The sequence below is a fragment of the Serratia sp. BNK-17 genome, assembly GCF_048684935.1.
Lineage (GTDB): Bacteria > Pseudomonadota > Gammaproteobacteria > Enterobacterales > Enterobacteriaceae > Serratia > Serratia nematodiphila.
On record NZ_JBLQTR010000001.1, the window covers coordinates 3910682 to 3928018 of the forward strand.

The 17337-nt window shown below is 59.5% G+C and carries 17 protein-coding genes; 7 read left to right on the top strand and 10 right to left on the bottom strand.

Going from position 1 to position 17337, the window contains the following annotated elements; translation table 11 throughout:
- The first annotated feature begins 1 nt into the window (after position 1).
- Complete coding sequence (locus ACMGF7_RS18640) at positions 2 to 1018, top strand: ABC transporter ATP-binding protein (protein WP_015378086.1); 1017 nt, start codon at positions 2 to 4, stop codon at positions 1016 to 1018.
- Complete coding sequence (gene oppF / locus ACMGF7_RS18645) at positions 1015 to 2016, top strand: murein tripeptide/oligopeptide ABC transporter ATP binding protein OppF (protein WP_004932143.1); 1002 nt, start codon at positions 1015 to 1017, stop codon at positions 2014 to 2016. Before ACMGF7_RS18640 ends, oppF begins: the two co-directional genes overlap by 4 nt.
- A gap of 73 nt (positions 2017 to 2089) precedes the next feature.
- Here oppF and ACMGF7_RS18650 read toward each other — a convergent pair whose 3' ends face one another.
- Together ACMGF7_RS18650 and cls are read right to left on the bottom strand one after the other, a co-directional pair.
- The gene (locus ACMGF7_RS18650; protein ID WP_004932139.1) at positions 2090 to 2413 is read right to left on the bottom strand and encodes an HI1450 family dsDNA-mimic protein; all 324 of its coding nucleotides are present in this window, start codon (positions 2411 to 2413) and stop codon (positions 2090 to 2092) included.
- A gap of 56 nt (positions 2414 to 2469) precedes the next feature.
- Complete coding sequence (cls, locus tag ACMGF7_RS18655; RefSeq protein ID WP_004932137.1) at positions 2470 to 3930, bottom strand: cardiolipin synthase; 1461 nt, start codon at positions 3928 to 3930, stop codon at positions 2470 to 2472.
- A 242-nt stretch (positions 3931 to 4172) separates the two neighbouring features.
- On the opposite strand from cls, the gene ACMGF7_RS18660 reads away from it, so the two are divergent.
- Positions 4173 to 4349: a YciY family protein gene (locus tag ACMGF7_RS18660; protein WP_025159792.1), complete on the top strand. Its 177-nt coding sequence runs from the start codon at positions 4173 to 4175 to the stop codon at positions 4347 to 4349.
- A gap of 45 nt (positions 4350 to 4394) precedes the next feature.
- Here the strand turns inward: ACMGF7_RS18660 and ACMGF7_RS18665 are convergent, their stop codons facing one another.
- Together ACMGF7_RS18665 and smfY are read right to left on the bottom strand one after the other, a co-directional pair.
- Positions 4395 to 4886, bottom strand: a complete 492-nt coding sequence (locus ACMGF7_RS18665; RefSeq protein ID WP_004932132.1) for a Dps family protein — start codon at positions 4884 to 4886, stop codon at positions 4395 to 4397.
- A 200-nt stretch (positions 4887 to 5086) separates the two neighbouring features.
- Positions 5087 to 6559: a multidrug efflux MFS transporter SmfY gene (gene smfY / locus ACMGF7_RS18670; protein ID WP_021503842.1), complete on the bottom strand. Its 1473-nt coding sequence runs from the start codon at positions 6557 to 6559 to the stop codon at positions 5087 to 5089.
- Positions 6560 to 6687: 128 nt separating this feature from the next.
- Between smfY and ACMGF7_RS18675 the strand changes: the two genes are divergently transcribed.
- Entirely contained in the window at positions 6688 to 7251 is a 564-nt protein-coding gene (locus ACMGF7_RS18675) for a TetR/AcrR family transcriptional regulator (protein WP_021503841.1), read from the top strand.
- Positions 7252 to 7393: 142 nt separating this feature from the next.
- Here the strand turns inward: ACMGF7_RS18675 and ACMGF7_RS18680 are convergent, their stop codons facing one another.
- The 5 genes from ACMGF7_RS18680 to ACMGF7_RS18700 form a co-directional block, all read right to left on the bottom strand.
- Positions 7394 to 8401 carry a substrate-binding domain-containing protein gene (locus ACMGF7_RS18680; RefSeq protein ID WP_021503840.1) on the bottom strand — a complete coding sequence of 336 codons (1008 nt, stop codon included), beginning with the start codon at positions 8399 to 8401 and terminating at the stop codon, positions 7394 to 7396.
- Between the two features lie 33 nt (positions 8402 to 8434).
- A complete protein-coding gene (locus ACMGF7_RS18685; RefSeq protein ID WP_016927501.1) occupies positions 8435 to 9412 on the bottom strand; it encodes an ABC transporter permease in 978 nt (325 codons plus the stop codon).
- 76 nt (positions 9413 to 9488) lie between these two features.
- The gene (locus ACMGF7_RS18690; RefSeq protein ID WP_004932117.1) at positions 9489 to 10994 is read right to left on the bottom strand and encodes a sugar ABC transporter ATP-binding protein; all 1506 of its coding nucleotides are present in this window, start codon (positions 10992 to 10994) and stop codon (positions 9489 to 9491) included.
- On the bottom strand, positions 10991 to 12508 hold the full coding sequence (xylB, locus tag ACMGF7_RS18695) for a xylulokinase (RefSeq protein WP_420286566.1): 1518 nt from the start codon (positions 12506 to 12508) through the stop codon (positions 10991 to 10993). Before xylB ends, ACMGF7_RS18690 begins: the two co-directional genes overlap by 4 nt.
- A gap of 4 nt (positions 12509 to 12512) precedes the next feature.
- The gene (locus ACMGF7_RS18700; RefSeq protein WP_004932112.1) at positions 12513 to 13547 is read right to left on the bottom strand and encodes an NAD(P)-dependent alcohol dehydrogenase; all 1035 of its coding nucleotides are present in this window, start codon (positions 13545 to 13547) and stop codon (positions 12513 to 12515) included.
- A gap of 228 nt (positions 13548 to 13775) precedes the next feature.
- Between ACMGF7_RS18700 and ACMGF7_RS18705 the strand changes: the two genes are divergently transcribed.
- Positions 13776 to 14330, top strand: a complete 555-nt coding sequence (locus ACMGF7_RS18705) for a D-lyxose/D-mannose family sugar isomerase (RefSeq protein ID WP_420286768.1) — start codon at positions 13776 to 13778, stop codon at positions 14328 to 14330.
- Between the two features lie 71 nt (positions 14331 to 14401).
- Complete coding sequence (locus ACMGF7_RS18710; protein WP_015378079.1) at positions 14402 to 15403, top strand: LacI family DNA-binding transcriptional regulator; 1002 nt, start codon at positions 14402 to 14404, stop codon at positions 15401 to 15403.
- A 24-nt stretch (positions 15404 to 15427) separates the two neighbouring features.
- On the opposite strand, the gene ACMGF7_RS18715 is transcribed toward ACMGF7_RS18710, so the two are convergent.
- Complete coding sequence (locus ACMGF7_RS18715) at positions 15428 to 16372, bottom strand: DMT family transporter (RefSeq protein WP_049242977.1); 945 nt, start codon at positions 16370 to 16372, stop codon at positions 15428 to 15430.
- Between the two features lie 91 nt (positions 16373 to 16463).
- Here ACMGF7_RS18715 and ACMGF7_RS18720 point away from each other — a divergent pair, with 91 nt between their 5' ends.
- On the top strand, positions 16464 to 17330 hold the full coding sequence (locus ACMGF7_RS18720; protein ID WP_164094886.1) for a LysR substrate-binding domain-containing protein: 867 nt from the start codon (positions 16464 to 16466) through the stop codon (positions 17328 to 17330).
- Positions 17331 to 17337: the final 7 nt, after the last annotated feature.

The following is a 17337-nucleotide window of genomic DNA, read 5'->3' on the forward strand; positions in this document are numbered from 1 at the left end:
CATGAGCACCATTGAACATCCTGAGATGCAAACCGCCGTCGGCGTTAAAGCGTCGCCGCTGCTGGACGTGAAAGACCTGCGCGTCACGTTTTCCACCCCGGACGGCGACGTGACGGCGGTGAACGATCTGAACTTCGATCTGCGCGCCGGTGAAACGCTGGGCATCGTCGGCGAATCCGGCTCCGGCAAATCGCAGACCGCGTTCGCCCTGATGGGGTTGCTGGCCAGTAATGGCCGCATCGGCGGCTCGGCCAAATTCAACGGCCGCGAAATCCTCAACCTGCCGGAAAACCAGCTCAACAAGCTGCGGGCCGAAGAGATCTCGATGATCTTCCAGGACCCGATGACTTCGCTCAACCCGTATATGCGCGTTGGCGAACAGCTGATGGAAGTGCTGATGCTGCATAAGAAAATGAGCAAAAGCGAAGCCTTCGAAGAGTCGGTGCGCATGCTCGACGCGGTGAAAATGCCGGAAGCGCGCAAGCGCATGCGCATGTATCCGCATGAGTTTTCCGGCGGCATGCGCCAGCGCGTGATGATCGCCATGGCGCTGCTGTGCCGGCCGAAGCTGCTGATCGCCGACGAGCCGACTACCGCGCTGGACGTGACCGTTCAGGCGCAGATCATGACACTGCTCAACGAGCTCAAGCGCGAGTTCAACACCGCCATCATCATGATCACCCACGATCTGGGCGTGGTGGCCGGCATCTGCAACAAGGTGCTGGTGATGTACGCCGGTCGCACCATGGAATACGGCAGCGCGCGCGAGGTGTTCTACCAGCCGAGCCACCCGTACTCCATCGGGTTGTTGAACGCGGTGCCGCGCCTCGACGCCGAAGGCGAAGCGTTGCTGACCATTCCCGGCAACCCGCCGAACCTGCTGCGGCTGCCGAAAGGTTGCCCGTTCCAGCCGCGCTGCCCGTACGCCATGGAACAGTGCGCGAGCGCTCCGCCATTGGAGCAATTTGGGGAAGGGCGCCTGCGCGCCTGCTTTAAACCGGTGGAGGCGTTGGTATGACAGCGGTAACCGACAAGAAAGTGCTGCTCGAAGTGGCCGATCTGAAAGTGCACTTCGACATTCATGACGACAAGCAGTGGTTTTGGCAGCCGCCGAAAACCCTGAAGGCGGTCGATGGCGTTACGCTGCGGCTGTTCGAGGGGGAAACCCTGGGCGTGGTCGGCGAATCCGGCTGCGGCAAATCCACCTTCGCGCGCGCCATCATCGGCCTGGTGAAGGCCACCAGCGGGCGCGTCGCCTGGCTGGGTAAAGATCTGCTGGGCATGAACGACGCCGACTGGCGCAAAACCCGCAGCGATATCCAGATGATCTTCCAGGATCCGCTGGCTTCGCTCAACCCGCGCATGACCATCGGCGAAATCATCGCTGAGCCGCTGCGCACTTATTACCCGAAAATGCCGCGTCAGGAAGTGAAGGACAAGGTCAAGGCGATGATGCTGAAGGTCGGCCTGCTGCCTAACCTGATCAACCGTTATCCGCACGAGTTCTCCGGCGGCCAATGCCAGCGCATCGGCATCGCGCGCGCGCTGATCCTCGAACCGAAGCTGGTGATCTGCGACGAGCCGGTTTCCGCGTTGGATGTGTCGATTCAGGCGCAGGTGGTAAACCTGCTGCAGCAGCTGCAGCGCGAGATGGGCCTGTCATTGATCTTTATCGCCCACGATTTGGCGGTGGTGAAGCACATTTCCGATCGCGTGCTGGTGATGTATCTGGGCCATGCGGTGGAGCTGGGCACCTATGACGAGGTGTACCACAATCCGCAGCACCCTTACACCAAGGCGTTGATGTCGGCGGTGCCGATCCCGGATCCGGACAAGGAGAAGGAAAAGCAGATCCAGCTGTTGGAAGGGGAGCTGCCTTCGCCGATCAACCCGCCGTCCGGCTGCGTGTTCCGCACCCGCTGCCCGATCGCCGGGCCGGAGTGCGCCAAGACGCGTCCGCTGCTGGAGGGCAGTTTCCGTCATGCGGTTTCATGCCTGAAGGTCGATCCGCTGTAATGCGCCGCTAGCCGGCAACAAAAAGCCCCGCTGACTCAGCGGGGCTTTTTTTATCCGAAATATGAGCGGCGAATCACTCTTTCCACAGAATGTGGCACAGCTTGTGGTCTTTCTCGCGGCAGATCAGCACGCGGGCGAACACGTCGTTGATCGGCTCGCCGTCGCTGTCCGCCAGACCGATCACCACTTCGGCGAAGAAGTCCGGATTCAGGTCGTAATCCACGTGCTCGCTCCAGTCTTCGGAGGGGTCGTACAGTTCTGCGCCGCCGCGCTCTTCAAACTGCAGATTGAACAGCAGAATATCCGCCGGATCCAGATTGTCGCCGGCCAATTCGAGGAAGATGTCGTAGGCCTGTTCCAGCGTTTCGTCTTCGGTAAGGCGGTTATTCAAATCCATAAAAAAATCCTGATAACAAATGATTTGGCGCTATTAAAGCACGCTCGCTGCGGCTTTTACAGCAGCGGGCTGAAAAAGTAGAACAGGCGTTCGACCAGCCGATGCCAGAACGGCCGCTTCAACCACTCTTTGGCGTTCAGCAGCTTGGAGCGGGCGATGTAATCTTCCTGCACGCAGGCCAGATCGCTGCCGAAGCCGTCGTCATCGATCACCAGGGTGATCTCGAAGTTGAGCCACAGGCTGCGCATATCCAGATTGACGGTGCCGACCAGGCTGAGCTGGCCGTCGACCAGCACGCTCTTGGTGTGCAACAGGCCGCCTTCGAACTGATAGATTTTCACGCCGGCTTCCAGCAGCTCGGAGAAGAACGCCCGGCTGGCCCAGCGCACCATCATCGAATCGTTGTCGCGCGGCACGATGATGCTGACCTCGACGCCGCGCAGAGCGGCGGTGCAGATGGCGTGCAGCAGATCGTCGCTCGGCACGAAGTACGGCGTGGTCATGATCAGCTGTTCGCGAGCGGAATAAACCGCGGTCAGCAGCGCCTGGTGGATCATCTCCTCGGGGAAGCCGGGGCCGGAGGCGATCACCTGAATGGTATGGCCGCTTTCCTGCTCGAACGGCATGATGTTGACGTCCGGCGGCGGCGGCAGAATGCGCTTGCCGGTTTCAATCTCCCAGTCGCAGGCATAGACGATGCCCATCGTAGTGGCCACCGGGCCTTCCATGCGCGCCATCAGATCGATCCATTGGCCGACGCCCGCATCCTGCTTGAAATAGCGCGGGTCGACCATGTTCATGCTGCCGGTATAGGCGATGTAGTTGTCGATCAGCACCACCTTGCGGTGCTGGCGCAGATCCATGCGGCGCAGGAATACGCGCAGCAGGTTGACCTTCAGCGCTTCGACCACTTCGATGCCTGCGTTGCGCATCATCGCCGGGTAGGGGCTGCGGAAAAATGGCAGGCTGCCGGCGGAGTCCAGCATCAGGCGGCAGTGTACGCCGCGCCGCGCGGCGGCCATCAGCGATTCGGCCACCTGATCGACCAGGCCGCCGGGCTGCCAGATATAGAACACCATTTCGATGTTGTGGCGCGCCAGCTCGATGTCGCGGATCAGCGCTTTCAACGTGTCGTCGGTAGTGGTGAGCAGCTGCAGCTGGTTGCCCTTGACGCCGTCGATGCCCTGGCGGCGGTTGCACAGCTGGAACAGCGGTTCGGCGACTTCACTGTATTCGGTGGCGAAGATGCGGCGGCTCTCTTTCAATTCTTTCAGCCAGCGCGCGGTCGACGGCCACATGGCCTTGGCGCGCTCGGCACGGCGCTTGCCCAGGTGCAGTTCGCCGAACGATAAATAGGCGACGATGCCGAACAGCGGCAGAATATAGATAACCAGCAGCCAGGCCATGGCAGAGGGAACCGCACGGCGTTTCATCAAAATGCGCATCGTCACGCCGGCGATCAGCAGCCAGTAGCCGAACACCATGAGCCAACTGATTACGGTATAAAATGTTGTCATAAAGGCGAAAAATCCCGTTCGCAAACCACCAATGATGAGTGTACGCACAGATCGGGCAAGGCGAAACCTTTTATCGGCGCTTATGTTACATAAATATGATGAAGTTAAGGCACTTGCCGAAATCGAAAGGGCGGCTTTTAGCGGCGCGACGCCTGCGATGTCGCCGATAACGGCGGCTTGGATCGCGGGCGGAAAGGACTATAATGCCCGCGGTTGGCATTAGACGAACGAGTGACGGAATTATGAGACGCAGTAGAAATGAAGTGGGCCGCTGGCGCATGTTGCGGCAGAGCCAACGTCGGCGGCATCGCTGGCTGGAGCGCCAGTCGTGCAGCAATCGCCATATTATCCGGGTGCGGCGCCGCCTGGACGATCAGCATCGGCGCGCGCTGCTGTTTGCGGTATCCTGCGAGTGGTAAAACGAAAACAGTCCCGTAAGGGACTGTTTTGTTATGGTGTCTGAGTTATTTGCCCAAATAGGCGTTGAGCATCCAGACCTGTTTTTCCTGCTCTTTGATGTAATCGCTCATCAGCGACGCGGTGCCTTCGTCGCCGGCGTCTGCCGCCACCGTCAGCAGCTCACGCTGCTGTTGCAGCAAGATTGAATACCCTTCCAACAGGCCGCGCAGCGTACCCTTATCATCGGTCACGTTGGTGTGTTCCTTGATGTCGGCGGTTTTCAGATAATCGCTGAAAGCGTGACGCGGCTGCGAGCCCAACGTCAGAATACGTTCCGCCAGCTCATCTACCTTGGTCAGCAGATCGTTATATGTCTCTTCGAATTTCGCGTGCAGTTCAAAGAACTGCGGGCCGGTAATGTTCCAATGATAGCCGCGCACGTTCATATACAGCACCTGATAGTTTGCCAACAGCGCATTGAGCGCTTCGGCGAGTTTTGCCGATTGTTTACTGTCAAGGCCGATATGGGTTTTCGCTGCTTTCTTTGCCGTTGCCATAATAATCTTCTCCTGATTATTTGTTCCGATAGTAGACAGAATCAATTTCCATAGCTGTTACAGTAACCGGATTTATCGCAGGGTTAAATACGATAACAGGCATTATTGCCATCGCTCAAACCGATGACGATAAATCCGCCGAGCAAATTGCCGAATCAGTTTACGCAGGTTCCGCAGGCGAAAAAAGCCGCTTTTCTCGGTTACTTGCGCAGCGCCAGTTTTACCACACCTGCGCCCAGCGCCATTAACAGCGCGGCGGCGATCAGTACCGAAATAAAGGCGCGATCAAAGGCCAGACGCGCCAGCTGCGTCAACTGCTGCGCTCGATCGGCCGCCATTCCGGCCGCCAGGCGCAACGCTTCGTCGATGCTGTCGTAGGCTAAATCGCTGACCGGCAGCTCCGCCGGCAGCGCCAGGCTGTGGCTGTAAACCGCCGTCATCAGCCCGCCGAGCAGCGTCACGCCCAGCACGCCGCCCAGCTCGTAGGAGACGTCTTCGATGGACGCCGCCATGCCGGATTTCTCCTCCGGCGCGTTCAGCATGATGGCGGTGGAAGCGGCGGTGATCACGCCGCCGAGGCCGAAGCCCACCAGCGCCAGGCTCACCAGCTGCGGCGCTATGCCGCTCTGAGACAACAGGGCGAGGGCGGCAATGCCGACGGCGGTCAGGGCGAAACCGCCGAGGATAATGCTGCGTTCGCCGTAGCGCGGCAGCAGCAAACCGGCCATCGGCCCCGCCAACGCCGAGGCCAGCGGGATCGGCAAGATGAACAGCGCCGCCTGCAGCGGACTGAGGCCGAGCACCAGTTGCAAGCGTTGGCTGAGCACCAGCTCGACGCCGATCAGCGCCACCATCGACAGCAATGCCACGCCGATGCCGCCGGCGAACAGCCGGTTGCGGAACAGAGAGAAATCGATCATCGGGTGGGCGCTGCGCTGCTGACGACGCACGAACAGCGCCAGGAACAGGATGCCGATCAGGGCCGCCGCGAGCAAGGCGCTGACGTCAGGCGCCGGCTTGCTCAATTCTTTCAGCGCATAGATAGCGCCGACCAGGCCTATCATGATCTGTATCGAGCCGACGATGTCGGCGGGGCGCGGGTTATCGCCGCCGCAGCGCGGGATCAGTTTCCATGCCAACGGCCAGACCAGCAACACCACCGGCACATTGATCAGGAACACCGAGCCCCACCAGAAATATTCCAACAGCAGGCCGCCGACCACCGGGCCGATGGCCGCGCCGCCGGAGGCCACCGATGCCCAGATGCCGATCGCCAGCGCGCGTTCGCGTTCGTCGGTAAAGACGTGGCGTACGATGGACAGCGTGGCGGGCATCATCATTGCCGCGCCAACGGCGAGGAATACCCGCGCGGCGATCAGCCACTCGGCGGTAGGCGAGAAAGCGGCGCACAGCGACGCGACGGCAAACACCGGCAGCCCGGCGAGAAACAGCCGTTTATGGCCGATGCGATCGCTCAGCATGCCGGCGCCAGGCAACAGACCGGCCACCACCAACGGGTAGGCGTTGACGATCCAGAGTTTTTGCGAGGCGCTGGCGTCCAGCGCCTGGGTTAAACGCGGCAGAGCGGTATAGAGCACCGTCATATCGATGACGATCAGGAACAGGGCGCTGGCGACCATCGTCAGGATCAACCAGCGGTTCTTGGCGTACATAAGTCATAATCCAGTTAAAGTAGGCGGCGCGAAGGCGCCGCCATTCGGGTAACCCATCCGGCGATGCCGGATGATATACTGGTGATAATATATATCCATACGTTTGTATTGAAAAGAAGGGTTTCTTAATGGGACGTCAACGCAGCATCGATCGCGACAAGGTTTTGGACGCCGCCGAAGAGATCGTCGCCACTCAGGGGGCCGCCGGTTTGACCATCGACGCCGTCGCCAAAGCGATGGGGATCTCCAAGGGCGGGGTGCAGTACTGTTTCGGCAGCAAAGACGCCCTGATTGACGCCATGTTCGATCGCTGGGGCAGTGCCTACGAGACGCTGTTCGCCGCTATCGCCGGTGACGATCCTTCACCGCAGACCGGCGTGCGGGCGCATATGCTGGCGACGCAAAGCTCGGATCAGACCGCCAGCGCCAAGGCCGCCGGGCTGATGGCGACGCTGATTCAAACGCCGGAGCATCTGGCGAGCACGCGCGAATGGTATCGCAGCCGCATCGCCGGTTTGGATTTGACGACGGAAGAAGGCAAGCGCGCGCGCCTGGCGTTTCTCGCCACGGAAGGCGCCTTTATGCTGCGTTACTTTGGTTTGATGGATATCGATCAGGCGGAATGGGAAGCGATGTTCACCGATATGCAGGCGTTGATTTTAACTGGGGGTGCCTATCGCACTGATAGCTAGTAAAGCCCGCAGTGAAAGGCGTATGTTTATCGCACAAGATATTCCCTCGAAGAACTTTTTAGCCAGCCACTCCGTGCTGGCTTTTTTTTGTTTGCAGGCAAGCGCCCCAGCGGGGCCCCCTGAAGGCAGGGGGCGGGGGAAATTATTTACGAGCGTCCAACAGCGACTGGGCGTTCTCTGCGGTAACGACGGTCCACGGAATGTAGTAATGCTTTTGCGTGCCGCCCTCCCATTTCAGATCCTTGGCGTATTGCTTCCAGATCTCCGACTGCGGTTGATAGCTTTCCCCTTTCACGGCGCGCAGCGCGACGTCGATGGAGCCCTGCATCTGGCCTTTGGCATCTTGCAGAATAGAGACCATTTCACCGGCCTGCACCGCATGAATCGCGTCGGAAACGCCGTCAACGCCGGCAATCGCGAAGTCCTTCACATTCAGGCCGGCGCCTTTGATCGCCTCGATAGCGCCCAGCGCCATCTCGTCGTTTTGGCCGATCACGCCGTTGATTTTGCCCCGGTGTTTCTGCAGCCAGTTTTCCATCAGCGGCTGCGCTTCCGCGCGTGACCAGTTGGCCGTTTTACGTTCAAGTACCGTGACCTGGCCGGCGCCGCACTCGGCAATCGCTTTATCATTGCCCTTGCCGCGCTGGATCTCGCCGCTGCCGCCTTTCGGGCCTTCGATAATCACCACGTTCACCTTTCGGTTCTTGCAGTCGAGTTTGTCCAGGACTGCTTTGGCTTCCAGGTATCCCCCCAACTCGTCATTAGACACTACTTCAGACGTCATCGCGTCCGTGTTCAGGCGCGCGTTGGTGACCACCACCGGAATTTTGGCTTCGTTGGCATTAGTGACGATATCGATATTGGCCTCAAAATCCATCGGGTTGACGATAATGGCATCGGCGCGCGTCTGGATAGCGGTGGCGGCCTGATCGTTTTGCACCGAGGCATCATAACGCCCATCGTAGAAGGTCAGCACGGCTTCGCCGCTTTTCACCGCCGGGTGCTCCTTGCCGAATCTTTCCATCAATTGCACGAACTCGGCTTTGTTGCCGTACATCAATACCGCGATTTTTACCGGGGCGGCCTGAGCTGCCGACAGGCTACCGAGCATCATGGCAGAGGCAAACAACGCTATCTTGGTCTTATTCATGGTTTTCTCCTGGTAGAGTTGGGTCTGATGTTATTAATCGCGCTGTTGCTTACGCGATGGGTCGAGCAAGACGGCAAGAACGATCAATGCGCCTTTGATAATTTGTTGGTAATACGATTGCACGCCGAGCAGATCGAGGCCGTTATTCATCACCCCGATAATCAGCACGCCGAAGAAGGTGCCGACCAGCGTACCGACGCCGCCGGCCATGCTGGTGCCACCGATCACCACCGCTGCGATGGCGTCCAGCTCATACCCTGCGCCGGCGTTGGTCTGCGCCGAACCGGTGCGTGCGGTGAGGATCAGGCCGGCGATGCCGGCCAGCGCGCCGCACAGCGTATACACCAGTATTTTGATGCGCGTGACGTTAATCCCCGAGGTGCGCGCGCTTTTCGGGTTGCCGCCGACGGCGTAGATGTAGCGCCCGAAGAGGGTTTTATTCAGCACCAGCCAGGCGAGGGCGAACAGCACGATGAAGATAATGACCGGCACCGGAACGCCGCCGACATAACCATTGCCCAACCAGCGGAAATCGCTGTTCAATTGCGAAACCGGATTGCCGTTGGTGGTCAACATGGTTAAACCGCGCGCCGCAGAGAGCATGCCCATGGTGACGATAAAGGGTTGCAGCCGGTAGCGAGCCAACACGGTGCCGTTCACCAGGCCGCAGACGATCCCGATGCCCAGCGCCACGATCAGCGGCGCCATGACGGCGGTCGCGGTGTCGCCGATAGCCAATCCGCTGTTGTTGGTGGCGAAGCGAGCGGCGACGATCCCGCTTAGCGCCAGCACCGAGCCCACGGAGAGATCGACGCCGGCCGTAATGATGACGAAGGTCATGCCGATCGCCAGAATGCCGTTGATCGAGACCTGGCGCAGGACGATCAGGGTGTTTTCATTGCTGAGAAAATAATTGCTGCTCCAGGCCCCCTGGGCGACCTGATATTCGCCAATCAGCGCCACGATCAGGCACAGCGCGAAGAAGGCGATGATAATGCCGTATTTGTGCATACGGCGCTTATTGCGGGTGAAAAATGAAATTCCTGGTGATAAGGAGTGGGCGCTGCTCATTTTTTTTCTCTCTCTGTTAAACCGCAAGTTTCATCAGTGCTGCCTGGGTCGCATCGGCTGCCGAAAGCTCACCGGCCAACTGCCCGTCACGAAACACCAATATGCGATCGCTCATGCCGATAATTTCCGAAAGCTCGGAGGAAACCATGATGATCCCCTTGTTTTGCAAGGCGAACTCCGACATAAATCGATAGATCTCTTTCTTGGCGCCGACGTCGATGCCGCGCGTCGGCTCGTCGAGCAACAACACCTCCGGATCCAGCAGCGCCCAGCGGCCCAGCACCACTTTTTGCTGGTTGCCGCCGCTTAGGTTGCCCACGGGCTGTTCGCCATCGTGGGTTTTAACGTTGAAGCGCTGGATCATGTCGCGGGTTCGCGCTTGCTCCCGTTTCTCGCTGACGAACCCCATTCGGCTGATGCCGGCAAAAGAGGCGATATTGATGTTTTCACTGACGGAACGGCACAGCACCAGGCCGGTTTCCTTGCGATCTTCCGTCACGTAGGCAATGCCGCTGTCGATGGCCTCTCGCGGGGAATGGCGGTTCAGCGTCTTGTCGCCCAAACGGATCGTGCCGCTGTCGGCATGCTGAATGCCGAAGATAAGATCGAGAAATTCGCTGCGGCCCGATCCCACCAGCCCGTAGATGCCCAGGATTTCACCGTGCTTAAGCTGCAGGCTGATATCCTTTATCTTGCTGCGCCAACACAGGCCGTTGACCTCCAGCAAGACCTCCTCGCCGGGCTGATTGAATTTGGCGAACTCGCTGTCGTACTCGCCGCCGATAATGTGTTCGATCAACTGCTCACGGGTAATGTCGGCGATATAGCCTTCATGGATATAGGCGCCGTCGCGGAAAATGGTGTAGCTGTCCGCAATTTGAAATATCTCTGACAAACGGTGAGAGACGTAAATAATGCCTTTACCTTTCGCCGCCAATTGCTGAAGCGTCTGAAAGATTTTTTGCGCATCCTCCTCGCCAATCGCCGAGGTGGGTTCATCCATGATGATGATGTCGGCATTGGCATGCGACAGCGCTTTGGCGATCTCGACCAGCTGCTGCTCGGCGACGCTCAGGTTGCGCATTTTCTCTCGGGCGTCGATCTTGAAATCGAGTTCCTTGAGCAGGCTGGTGGTGCGTTGATTGAGCGTGGCGAAATCGACGAATCCCAGGCGTCTCGGCTCACGGCCCAGCCAAATGTTTTCGGCCACCGTCAGATCCGGGATCGCGCTCAGTTCCTGCTGCACGATGGCGATGCCGGCGTTGAGGGCTTCCCGGGGATGATGAAATTCACAGCGTTGGCCATTGATAAAAATGTCGCCGCCATCGGGTTGAATAAAGCCCATTAGAATGCTGAGAAAGGTGGATTTACCCGCGCCGTTGCCGCCGCACAGGGCATGGATGGAACCACGCCGCAGGCAAAACTCCGCATTCTTGAGCGCCACGACCGGGCCAAAGGCTTTTCTGACGCCGCTGACCTCCAGCAGGTAGGCGGGCGCTTGCGTATGGGGATCTCGCGTCACAGTTGCACCTCCAGGTAGGTCTGCTGCAAGCGTTGCAGGTACCGTTGATAAAGCGTCTCGTATTGCGCCCGTCTGCCGGCATGTGGCCGTGCACGTGTGGCCTCATCCAGCGCAACGAAACGTTGGCACAGTTCGGACAGCAACGCGCCGGCATTCCGCAGCGGATCGTCGGCCAACGTCGTCGCCCACATCGCCTGAATGGCACCGCCCAGCGCAGCGGTCTCTTTGGCTTTCAGACAGACCACCGGGCACCCCATCACGTCCGCGACGATTTGTCGCCAGGCGGCGCTGCGAGCGCCGCCGCCGGTGAGGCGGATCTCGCGCGCTTCAATGCCCTGACGGCGAAACAGCTCGATGCCATAGCGCAGGCCATAGGTGGCGCTTTCGACCACCGCCAGGCAGAGATTGGCGCGGGTAAAATTGTCGCTATCGAGGTTATGCAGACTGGCGCGCGCGTGAGGCAGCGGCGGAACGCGTTCGCCATTGAAGAACGGCAGCATCTCGACACCGCCTGCGCCGGGTGAGGCCTGCGCCAATAAACCGTTAAAGCCGGCAAGGTCTTCGTCCAGCAGCGTTTGTACCGCGGTGGTGGCCGAGGTGACATTCATGGTGCAAATCAATGGCAGCCACCCGTTGGTGCTGGAGCAGAAGCCGGCAATCATGTCTGATTCCGCCGCGACGGGGGCGGCAGACCAGGCGAACAGCGTGCCGGAGGTGCCCAGGCTCAGGGTGAGGGTGCCGGCCTCGATGTTGCCGGAACCGATGGCCGCCATCATGTTGTCGCCGCCGCCGGTCGATACCCGCACCGTTGGGCTGAGGCCGAGTTTTTCCGCCGCGGCGGGGCGCACCGTGCCGATGCAGCACTCCGCATTTTTGAGCGGCGGCAGGGCTTGCCACAGACGGCCGCTGTCGTCGATGAGATCGACGGCGGCTTTGCTCCAGCTACGGGTGCGCACATCGAACAACCCGGTGCCGGAAGCGTCACCGTATTCCGCTACGCGCTCTCCGGTCAGCCAGAAGTTCAAATAATCATGAGGCAACAATACGGTGTGCAGTTTTGCCCACAACGCCGGATGGTGTGTCTTGAACCAAAGGATTTTTGACGCGGTATAACCGGTGGCGATCCGCAGGCCGAGTGTTTCCAGCGAGCCGTTGGCACCGCCGAGCTGCTGCAGGAGCCGTTCGTTTTCATCTGCGGTTTCGGTATCGCACCACAGCTTGACGCTGTGCAGCACGTTGCCGTCTGCGTCCAGAGGTACAAACCCATGTTGTTGGCCCGAGACCCCCAGAGCATGAATCTCCCGTGCATCAACGCCGGCGTTAGTCACGGCTTGGCGAAAAGCGATGACCAGCGCCTCAATCCACCAGTCGGCCTCCTGTTCGCGCCGGCCATTGGCTTGGCTGATGAGACGGTGAGGGGCGTTGCCCTCACCGAGGATCACGCCCTGTGTGCTGTCGACAATCACGACTTTCGTGCCTTGCGTACCGCAGTCTATGCCAGCATAGAGCGCCATAGGATCACTCCATTTCCAGCATGATTTTGATGTCCGAGGCATGTCCCGCCGCCGCGCGCTCGAAGGCGGCCACGCTGTCGGAGAACTTGTAGGTTTGGCTTATCAACGGCTGGACGCGCAATTTGCCGCTGCTCAACAGTCGCAGCGTGCGCGGGTACATGTTGGCGTAGCGGAAAATGGTCTTGAAGGTGATTTCCTTGGCCTGCGCGGCGACGATATCCATCGGCGCGGCATCGATCGGCATGCCGACCAGCACGGCGGTCGCTCCTGGCGCCGCATGTTCGGCCAGCGTAGCGATGGCCGGTTTTGCGCCGCTGCATTCAAACACGACATCGGCGCCATTGCCGCTGGTGAGCGCGGCCACTTTCCCCGCCAGGTCGCCGGTTTTGATATTGACGGCGTGCAGCCCCTCATAACTGGCCGCAACGGCGAGTTTTTCGTCAAACAGGTCGCAAATAATGACGTCCGAGCAGCCGCCCGCCAGCGCCGCGAGAGCGGTGACCACGCCGATCGGCCCGGCGCCGATCACCAGCGCGATATCGCCGGGTTTGATCCCGGCTTTGGTGGCTGCTTGCATGCCGATGGCTAAGGGTTCCACCATGGCGCCTTCGGCGAAACTGACGTTGTCCGGCAATTTGAACGTGAAGGCGGCGGGGTGGATGACGGTTTCGCGCAGGCAGCCGTGCACCGGCGGCGTCGCCCAGAAGCGCACGGCCGGGTCAAGGTTGTAAATGCCGGCGCGCGTCTGCGCCGAGTTGAGATCCGGAATGCCGGGTTCCATGCAAACGCGATCGCCGATACTGAGGTGAGTGACGTTTTTACCTGTCGCGAGCACCACGCCAGAAGCTTCATGGCCGAGCACCATCGGGGCGTTAACCACGAACGGGCCAATGCGGCCATGTTGGTAATAGTGCACATCACTGCCGCAGATGCCCACGGAATGAATTTTTATCTGCACATCATCGGGCCCCAGCGTTTCGGCAAGCTGGACGTCCTCGATAGCGATTTCCCCCGCTTTGGCCAACACTAATGCTTTCATATTGCCTCCTGGTGAATCATTTTTATGGTAACGATATCATTTCAATGCGGCGATAGTGGGCTAAAGCGGGTGGTTAAACTGTGATCGATGTTGGAATTACTCGATGGGAGTTAATTTTACTGGTGGGTTGTTATTCAATATGGGGATGAAGATCACAAAATCGGCGATGTAATGACGGTTTTAATATCAGTATTCTGATATCGATACCGTTACTTTGCAGGGGAAATGATGAACAAACAACAACGTGCCATAGCCGCTACGCTGGAATATTTGCGCGAGGCGGACATCGTTCTGACCGAAGAAGAACAGCAACGTATTGAAATTGCGACGTTTGGCTTGGCCGACTATCCTGTCTCAGGGCTGCAGCTGCTGACCTATGTCAACTCACCTCGGTATTGTGCGAAAGAGTTGGTGCTGTTTCCTGAGCAGACTTGCCCAGAGCATTTGCATCCTCCTTTTGCCGGCACGCCCGGCAAGCAAGAGACGTTTCGCTGCCGTTGGGGCGAGGTGTTTCTGTTTGTCGAGGATGAAAACCTGACGCTTAATGACGCCGGCGGTGAACCGGTATGCCGGGTGCCGGAAGGCGCGGAGCAGTGGTATACCTGCAATCGCTATATCCTCTTGCGGCCTGGCGAACAATATACCATCGCGCCCAATACCCGGCACTGGTTTCAGGCTGGAAAGCGGGGGGCGGTGGTGTCCGAGTTCTCTTCCGAGAGCCGTGACGAGCTGGATATCTTTACCGATCCCCGGATTAACCGGCTGGCAGGCGTAAACCATTAGCGCCACGATGAAAGTTCTGTCATGATGTTGTTAATGGTACAAAATGATAACCTTAAGCTAAGGAGCTGCATTTGGCGGTGGGGCGAGGACGGAAAGCGACGCTGGCTAGCGTGGCCGCACAGGCAAACGTCAGTAAAATCACCGCGTCGCGGGCATTTTCACAGCCGGACAAGGTTCATCCGGAAACGCTGCGCCGCATTCGGGAGACCGCTGCCGAACTCGGTTATGTGGTCAATGCTGCGGCGCGCAACCTGCGGGCGAAAAGCAGCAGAACCATCGGCATCGTCAACCCTGATATGGCCAACCCGTTCTTTGGCGGCCTGACGCGGTTGATGACGCTTGAAGCGCAAAAAATGGGATATGACACCCTGGTGTTCGATTCCTATGAGTCTCAGGAAAGCGAAGACAGAATCATCGACAAACTGATTGGCTACAACGTCGATGCGATCATTCTCTCGGTCATTTCCAACGATCATCTGTACCAGCCTTCCTATCTAAAGCGGTTGGAAACATTGAATATCCCGGTGGTATTGATCGACCGTGAGCTGGACAATCGCCACTGCAGCGGGGTGTATATCGATAACCTGGACTGCGGCCTTCAGGCGGGGCGCTGGCTGCTGGAACAGAAAGCGCAGCGGGTGGTGGTGGTGTCCGGGCCGGAGAACTCCAACGTTGCACGGGACAGGGTTACAGGGCTGCAGGCGGCGCTGCAAGGGAAAGTGGCGTCGTTTGAAGTGCTGTATGCCGATTTCTTTATGGATGTCGCCTGGCAAGAGACGAGCCGTTGGCTGGCCAATCACCGCGCCCCGGACTTTTTCGTTGGCTGCAATAACCAGATCTCCCTGGGCATTATCAAAGCCTGCATCGAACACCGGCTGCCGTTGATGCAGGAGGTGTCGCTGTTCAGCATCGATGAGGTTTCACATGCCGAGATCTACGGTTTTCATTTCCCGTGCGTGTCACACGACTTGCAAGAGATCGCCTGGCAAGCGTTGAATCTGGCGATCCGTCGTATTGCCGACCCCGAGATCAAGCCGGGCAAGGTGGTGGTGCGGGGAAAACTCGTCGCATAACGGCGCCGCCTTTCGCCTTATCCGTCATTTTTCAGCGCGTTGCGCTGTTTTGGGCTCATCCCGCCCGGCGGGACGGATTAGCAGCCATAAACCGCTTCCCGCCACCGCCGCGCCTAGCAGCATGGGCCAGGAAAGGGGTTCATTGAACATTAACCCTGCCCAGCAGAAGGTGACGAAGGGGCTGAGAAACAGCAGGCTCGTCACGCGCAGCGCAGAAGTGAGCCTTAGACAAAACCAGTACAGACCGTAGCCGGCCAGCGTCGCCAGTAGCGCGGTCCAAAGCACGCCGATCACAAACCCCGTCGTTACCGTTGGCAGCAGCGGGCCTTCCGCGCCGGCCATGGCGGCGAAAGCCAGCGCGGAAACCGCGCTTTGTATCCCCAGCGAGGCTGGCAAACTCATTGCTTGCGTCTGCGGCAGCCGTTCCTGCCACAGCGTTGCCAGCGCCAGCGCCAACATCCCCGCCAGCGGCAACAGGTAACTCCACAATGGGGCATCTCCCCATGAGATGGCGCTGCCGGTCGCCAGCGTTACCCCGCTAACCCCCAGGGCTAACCCGGACCAAACGCGGCCATCGGGCAAGCGGCGTTGCAACAGCATGCTCAGCAGCGCGGTGCCGAGCGGGAGCAAATCGGCGATGAGCGCGGCCAACCCGGCCGGCACGCCATATTCGATGCCTTTGCTGACGCCGGTCAGGTAACCGGTCATGGCGAGCAACCCAATCCCGGCGTGAACAGCTATCGTCAGCGGAGATGCGCGCCTGATGGCGCGCACACTAAGCGGCAGCAACGCGAACGCGACCACCACGCAGCGCCAGAACGCCACCAGTAACACCGGCGCGTAATCGGCGGCGAAGCGGATGCCGACGAAGCCGGAGCTCCAGGCCACGATCAGCAGGACCTCGGCCGCAGCCAGCCAGAGGGCGGCTTTGCCTCGGTGGGAAGAGGGGCGAAATGGTGGCAGGGACATGATGGTCACCTCCTTTCCGCCCGATGGTAGTGAGTGGCTATAATTTAATAAATCGAATGATTTTCGTTCAGTTGTTTAATGGAGTTAAATCATGCGGCCGACATTGGATATCGATCTCTTGCGCACTTTTCACGCTATTGCGCGTTTGGGGCAATTTCGCGCGGCGGCGGCATTTGTCAATCGCAGCCCCGCCGCCGTGAGCGTGCATATCCGGCGCCTGGAACAGGTGGCGGGCGGCCGCTTGCTGGAGCGTGACAATCAGTCCGTGGCGTTGACGCCGCTGGGCAACAAGCTGCTGGCTTCGACGCTCGGGCTGTTGAGCGCCCATGACGATATTCTGCGGGAACTGCGGGGCGCGCCGCTAAGCGGCCATATCAAATTGGGGTTGCCTGATGAGTACGCTTCCCATGTGATACGCCATATTTTGCCGCGGTTTGCCGACAGTTTTCCCGCGGTGGAACTGGAGGTCTCTACCGCTGCCAGTCAGGCGCTGGCGGAACAAGTTGGCCGTAATCGGCTGCATCTCGCGCTGGTGGTTCAACCCTCGGGGAAACCGTGCCAGACACCGCTCGCGGTGACTGCGCCGGTGTGGGCCGGAGGCCGTTCGCTGGCGCTGCAGGCTAACCGGCCACTGCCGCTGGCGTTGCATGCCGCCGATTGCCCTTATCGTGAGGCTATGATCGATGCATTGACCAGGGCGGGAAGGCGTTGGCGAGTGGTTGTGAGCAGCCCTTCGGCCAGCGTGGTGGCGGCTGCCATCGAGGCAGGATTGGCCGTCACGCTGCTCGACCGCGCACGGGTTTCGGCGGCGATGCGGATACTCGACGAATTGCCGTCGGTCGCACCACATGAAGTGCAACTGCTCCGTTCTGCCACGGCCGCCAGTCAACCGGCGGTGGCGATGCTGGAAAGCGTCATCGGTGAGTATTTTCAGAGCGGTGAACACATCGTGCCGTAAACGCGGC

What these genes read in the sequence shown, in the direction of transcription:
- ACMGF7_RS18640 (WP_015378086.1), top strand. Translation starts at nt 2, where the DNA reads ATGAGCACCATTGAACATCCTGAGATGCAAACCGCCGTCGGCGTTAAA.
- oppF (WP_004932143.1), top strand. Translation starts at nt 1,015, where the DNA reads ATGACAGCGGTAACCGACAAGAAAGTGCTGCTCGAAGTGGCCGATCTG.
- ACMGF7_RS18650 (WP_004932139.1), bottom strand. Translation starts at nt 2,413, where the DNA reads ATGGATTTGAATAACCGCCTTACCGAAGACGAAACGCTGGAACAGGCC.
- cls (WP_004932137.1), bottom strand. Translation starts at nt 3,930, where the DNA reads ATGACAACATTTTATACCGTAATCAGTTGGCTCATGGTGTTCGGCTAC.
- ACMGF7_RS18660 (WP_025159792.1), top strand. Translation starts at nt 4,173, where the DNA reads ATGAGACGCAGTAGAAATGAAGTGGGCCGCTGGCGCATGTTGCGGCAG.
- ACMGF7_RS18665 (WP_004932132.1), bottom strand. Translation starts at nt 4,886, where the DNA reads ATGGCAACGGCAAAGAAAGCAGCGAAAACCCATATCGGCCTTGACAGT.
- smfY (WP_021503842.1), bottom strand. Translation starts at nt 6,559, where the DNA reads ATGTACGCCAAGAACCGCTGGTTGATCCTGACGATGGTCGCCAGCGCC.
- ACMGF7_RS18675 (WP_021503841.1), top strand. Translation starts at nt 6,688, where the DNA reads ATGGGACGTCAACGCAGCATCGATCGCGACAAGGTTTTGGACGCCGCC.
- ACMGF7_RS18680 (WP_021503840.1), bottom strand. Translation starts at nt 8,401, where the DNA reads ATGAATAAGACCAAGATAGCGTTGTTTGCCTCTGCCATGATGCTCGGT.
- ACMGF7_RS18685 (WP_016927501.1), bottom strand. Translation starts at nt 9,412, where the DNA reads ATGCACAAATACGGCATTATCATCGCCTTCTTCGCGCTGTGCCTGATC.
- xylB (WP_420286566.1), bottom strand. Translation starts at nt 12,508, where the DNA reads ATGGCGCTCTATGCTGGCATAGACTGCGGTACGCAAGGCACGAAAGTC.
- ACMGF7_RS18700 (WP_004932112.1), bottom strand. Translation starts at nt 13,547, where the DNA reads ATGAAAGCATTAGTGTTGGCCAAAGCGGGGGAAATCGCTATCGAGGAC.
- ACMGF7_RS18705 (WP_420286768.1), top strand. Translation starts at nt 13,776, where the DNA reads ATGAACAAACAACAACGTGCCATAGCCGCTACGCTGGAATATTTGCGC.
- ACMGF7_RS18715 (WP_049242977.1), bottom strand. Translation starts at nt 16,372, where the DNA reads ATGTCCCTGCCACCATTTCGCCCCTCTTCCCACCGAGGCAAAGCCGCC.
- ACMGF7_RS18720 (WP_164094886.1), top strand. Translation starts at nt 16,464, where the DNA reads ATGCGGCCGACATTGGATATCGATCTCTTGCGCACTTTTCACGCTATT.